This window comes from Pseudomonas sp. CM27, assembly GCF_013179515.1.
GTDB lineage: Bacteria > Pseudomonadota > Gammaproteobacteria > Pseudomonadales > Pseudomonadaceae > Aquipseudomonas.
In genome coordinates this window covers 1-4,965 of the sequence record NZ_JABMCN010000235.1, presented here as the reverse complement: position 1 = coordinate 4,965, position 4,965 = coordinate 1, and the positions used below count along the sequence as shown (strand labels likewise).

The window sequence follows — 4,965 nt, the reverse complement described above, 5'->3', positions numbered from 1 at the left end:
CCCGACCATCGACGCCGCCGACCTGCCGTACCACGTGGTTGCCTTCGACTACGGCGTCAAGCTGAACATCCTGCGCATGCTGGTCGCCCGTGGCTGCCGCGTGACCGTGGTGCCGGCCCAGACCCCGGCCAGCGAAGTACTGGCACTCAACCCGGACGGCGTGTTCCTGTCCAACGGCCCGGGTGACCCGGAGCCGTGCGACTACGCCATCCAGGCGATCAAGGAAATCCTCGAGACCGAGATCCCGGTATTCGGCATCTGCCTCGGCCACCAGTTGCTGGCCCTGGCTTCCGGTGCCAAGACCGTGAAAATGGGCCACGGCCACCACGGTGCCAACCACCCGGTCCAGGACCTGGACACCGGCGTGGTCATGATCACCAGTCAGAACCACGGCTTTGCCGTTGACGAGGCGACCCTGCCGGCTAACGTCCGCGCCATCCACAAGTCGCTGTTCGACGGCACCCTGCAGGGTCTCGAGCGCACCGACAAGAGCGCGTTCAGCTTCCAGGGTCACCCTGAGGCGAGCCCAGGCCCGACCGACGTCGCGCCACTGTTCGATCGTTTCACCGATGCCATGGCCAAGCGCCGCTGAGCATCCTGCTTCAAGGCCCCGGGCCGGCACCTGCCGCGCCCGGACGCGCCTGACCCAGATTGTTCAAAGCGGCTTGCCGACTGACCCCGGATTTGAGTGACCACCATGCCAAAACGTACAGACATCAAAAGCATCCTGATTCTCGGTGCCGGCCCGATCGTGATCGGCCAGGCCTGCGAATTCGACTACTCCGGCGCCCAGGCCTGTAAAGCCCTGCGCGAGGAAGGTTTCCGCGTCATCCTGGTGAACTCCAACCCAGCCACCATCATGACCGACCCGGCCATGGCCGACGCCACCTACATCGAGCCGATCAAATGGCAGACTGTGGCCAAGATCATCGAGAAAGAGCGCCCGGACGCCGTTTTGCCGACCATGGGTGGCCAGACCGCACTTAACTGTGCCCTGGACCTGGAGCGCCACGGCGTTCTGGAAAAGTTCGGCGTAGAAATGATCGGCGCCAACGCTGACACCATCGACAAGGCTGAAGATCGTTCGCGCTTCGACAAGGCGATGAAGGCCATCGGCCTGGAGTGCCCGCGCTCCGGTATCGCCCACAGCATGGAAGAGGCCAATGCGGTCCTCGAAAAGCTCGGCTTCCCGTGCATCATCCGCCCGTCGTTCACCATGGGTGGCACCGGCGGTGGTATTGCCTACAACCGTGAAGAGTTCGAAGAAATCTGCACCCGTGGTCTGGACCTGTCGCCGACCAAAGAGCTGCTGATCGACGAATCGCTGATCGGCTGGAAAGAATACGAGATGGAAGTGGTCCGCGACAAAAAGGACAACTGCATCATCGTCTGCTCGATCGAGAACTTCGACCCGATGGGTGTGCACACCGGTGACTCGATCACCGTTGCCCCGGCACAGACCCTGACCGACAAGGAATACCAGATCATGCGCAACGCCTCGCTGGCGGTGCTGCGTGAAATCGGTGTCGAAACCGGCGGTTCCAACGTGCAGTTCGGTATCTGCCCAGACACCGGCCGGATGGTCGTCATCGAGATGAACCCGCGCGTATCGCGTTCGTCCGCCCTGGCGTCCAAGGCCACCGGCTTCCCGATCGCCAAGATTGCCGCCAAGCTGGCCATTGGTTACACCCTCGACGAACTGCAGAACGACATCACCGGCGGCCGCACCCCGGCTTCGTTCGAGCCGTCGATCGACTACGTTGTCACCAAGTTGCCGCGCTTTGCCTTCGAAAAATTCCCGAAAGCCGACGCCCGCCTGACCACCCAGATGAAATCCGTGGGTGAAGTCATGGCCATCGGCCGGACCTTCCAGGAATCCCTGCAGAAAGCCCTGCGCGGTCTGGAAGTCGGCGCCTGCGGCCTCGACCCGAAAGTCGACCTGGCCAGCCCTGAAGCCGCCAGCATTCTCAAGCGCGAGCTGACCGTGCCGGGCGCCGAGCGTATCTGGTACGTCGCCGACGCCATGCGTTCGGGCATGACCTGCGAAGAGATCTTCGCCCTGACCGGCATCGACATGTGGTTCCTGGTGCAGATGGAAGATCTGATCAAGGAAGAAGAGAAGGTCAAGACCCTGGCCCTGTCGGCCATCGACAAGGCGATGATGCTGCGCCTCAAGCGCAAAGGTTTCTCGGACCAGCGACTGGCTGTTCTGCTCGGTATCACCGACAAGAACCTGCGCCGTCACCGCCACAAGCTGGAAGTGTTCCCGGTCTACAAGCGCGTCGACACCTGCGCCGCCGAATTCGCCACCGACACCGCCTACCTGTACTCCACTTACGAGGAAGAGTGCGAGGCCAATCCGTCGACCCGCGACAAGATCATGATCCTCGGTGGCGGCCCTAACCGTATCGGCCAAGGGATCGAGTTCGACTACTGCTGCGTACACGCGGCCCTGGCGCTGCGCGAAGACGGTTACGAGACCATCATGGTCAACTGCAACCCGGAAACCGTCTCCACCGACTACGACACCTCCGACCGCCTGTACTTCGAGCCGTTGACCCTGGAAGACGTGCTGGAAGTGTGCCGCGTCGAGAAGCCGAAAGGCGTCATCGTCCACTACGGCGGCCAGACCCCGCTGAAACTGGCCCGTGCCCTGGAAGAAGCCGGCGTACCGATCATCGGCACCAGCCCGGATGCCATCGACCGTGCCGAAGACCGTGAGCGCTTCCAGCAAATGGTGCAGCGTCTGAACCTGCTGCAGCCGCCAAACGCCACCGTGCGCAGCGAAGAAGAAGCCATTCGCGCAGCGGGCAGCATCGGCTACCCGCTGGTGGTGCGCCCGTCCTACGTACTCGGCGGCCGCGCGATGGAGATCGTCTACGAACTGGACGAGCTCAAGCGCTACCTGCGCGAAGCGGTACAAGTTTCCAACGACAGCCCGGTACTGCTCGACCACTTCCTCAACTGCGCCATCGAGATGGACGTGGATGCGGTGTGCGACGGCACCGACGTGGTGATCGGCGCCATCATGCAGCACATCGAGCAGGCCGGCGTTCACTCCGGTGACTCGGCATGCTCGCTGCCACCTTACTCGCTGAGCAAGGAAGTGCAGGACGAAGTCCGCGAACAGGTCAAGAAAATGGCCCTGGAGCTGGGCGTGGTCGGCCTGATGAACGTGCAGCTGGCCCTGCAGGGCGACAAGATCTACGTGATCGAAGTCAACCCGCGTGCTTCGCGTACCGTGCCGTTCGTGTCCAAATGCATCGGCACCTCCCTGGCGATGATCGCGGCCCGCGTCATGGCTGGCAAAACCCTGAAAGAGCTTGGCTTCACCCAGGAAATCATCCCGAACTTCTACAGCGTCAAGGAAGCCGTGTTCCCGTTCGCCAAGTTCCCGGGGGTTGACCCGATCCTCGGCCCTGAGATGAAATCGACCGGTGAAGTCATGGGCGTCGGCGACAGCTTCGGCGAAGCCTTTGCCAAGGCCCAGATGGGCGCCAGCGAAGTGCTGCCGACTGGCGGTACGGCGTTCATCAGCGTGCGCGATGACGACAAGCCACAAGTGGCTGGCGTTGCCCGCGACCTGATTGCCCTGGGCTTCGAAGTGGTTGCCACTGCTGGCACCGCCAAGGTCATCGAGGCGGCTGGCCTGAAAGTGCGCCGTGTGAACAAGGTGACCGAAGGTCGCCCGCACGTGGTCGACATGATCAAGAACGACGAAGTGTCGCTGATCATCAACACCACCGAAGGCCGCCAGTCGATCGCCGATTCGTACTCGATTCGTCGCAATGCGCTGCAGCACAAGATTTACTGCACCACTACCATTGCGGCCGGTGAAGCCATCTGCGAAGCGCTGAAATTCGGTCCCGAGAAGACCGTTCGTCGCTTGCAAGATCTGCATGCAGGACTCGAAGCATGAGCATTACGAAATACCCGATGACCGTCCAGGGCGCTCGCGCCCTGGAAGAGGAGCACCTGTTCCTGAGCAAGACCGAGCGCCCGCGCCTGAGTCAGGCGATCGGTGAAGCCCGCGAGCTGGGTGACCTCAAGGAAAACGCCGAATACCATGCTGCCCGCGAAGAGCAGGGTATGGTCGAGGCCCGTATCCGTGATATCGAAGGCCGTCTGCAAAATTCGGTAGTGATCGACGTGACCACCATTGCCCATACCGGCAAGGTCATTTTCGGTACCACCGTGGAGCTGGCCAACACTGAAACCGACGAGCGTGTGAAGTATCAGATCGTCGGCGAAGATGAAGCTGACGTGAAGAAAGGCAAGCTGTCGAGCAGCGCGCCTATCGCCCGTGCCATCATCGGCAAGGAAGAAGGCGACGTCGTCGTCATCAAGACGCCAAGCGGCACGGTCGAGTACGAGATTGTCGAAGTCCAGCACATCTGACCGGCGCCTGCGGGCGCCATCCCTCGAGGGGATCCTCTGGCAGCTGGCCCAGGTTTTCTGGGTCGGTGGCCTGTGGGTGTTTCACGTGGGGCTGGTGCCCGCGCTCAAGGTCAGTGGCCTGGCGCCGTTGCTGGTGCAGGACATCGCCGGGCAGATCGACCGCTGGTTGATCGGCGTGGCGTTGTTGGGGTTATTGACCCAGCTGGCGGTGCTGGCGAGGGTTGACGGCCTGGCGGCCTGGTGGCGGCAGTTCCGGGGCCAGATGCTGCTGCTCGGCTTCGCTGCCTGCGTGGGGTACTACACCTTGCGCTACGGTATTTCCGTAGGCGAGCGCTGGCAGATGTTCTGCTTCCTGGTGCTGGGCTTTTCCGGCATCGTGCTGGTAGCCCAGCCAGTCCCGGTCAGGGCGCGGTTGACGCGCCGCTGAGCGGAGCCACCGTTACTTGTAGCGGTGGATGTTGGACAGCTGCTTGTTCGGCTGTGGGTTCTTGCGGTAGATCAGGGCTTTCTTGCCGATGGTCTGCACCAGCTCGGCACGGCCGGCCTTGCACAATTGGGCAATGGTTT

At 62.3% G+C, this 4,965-nt stretch carries 4 protein-coding genes and 1 pseudogene; 4 read left to right on the top strand and 1 reads right to left on the bottom strand.

All coding sequences use genetic code 11. From position 1 onward, the window contains the following. The 4 genes from HP547_RS23490 to HP547_RS23475 all read left to right on the top strand — a co-directional run. A partial coding sequence (locus HP547_RS23490) for a carbamoyl phosphate synthase small subunit (RefSeq protein ID WP_172287668.1) occupies positions 1 to 592 on the top strand: 592 nt, incomplete at its 5' end. A 105-nt stretch (positions 593 to 697) separates the two neighbouring features. Further along, complete coding sequence (gene carB, locus HP547_RS23485) at positions 698 to 3,919, top strand: carbamoyl-phosphate synthase large subunit (RefSeq protein WP_172287665.1); 3,222 nt, start codon at positions 698 to 700, stop codon at positions 3,917 to 3,919. Further along, a complete protein-coding gene (greA, locus tag HP547_RS23480) occupies positions 3,916 to 4,398 on the top strand; it encodes a transcription elongation factor GreA (protein WP_172230874.1) in 483 nt (160 codons plus the stop codon). The genes carB and greA overlap by 4 nt, the downstream gene beginning before the upstream one ends. Further along, positions 4,376 to 4,825, top strand: coding sequence for an MFS transporter (locus HP547_RS23475; protein WP_172230871.1), 450 nt, complete (start codon positions 4,376 to 4,378; stop codon positions 4,823 to 4,825). Before greA ends, HP547_RS23475 begins: the two co-directional genes overlap by 23 nt. Positions 4,826 to 4,837: 12 nt before the next feature. Here HP547_RS23475 and HP547_RS23470 read toward each other — a convergent pair. Beyond that, positions 4,838 to 4,965: pseudogene (locus HP547_RS23470) on the bottom strand (ribosome assembly RNA-binding protein YhbY); the annotation flags it as partial.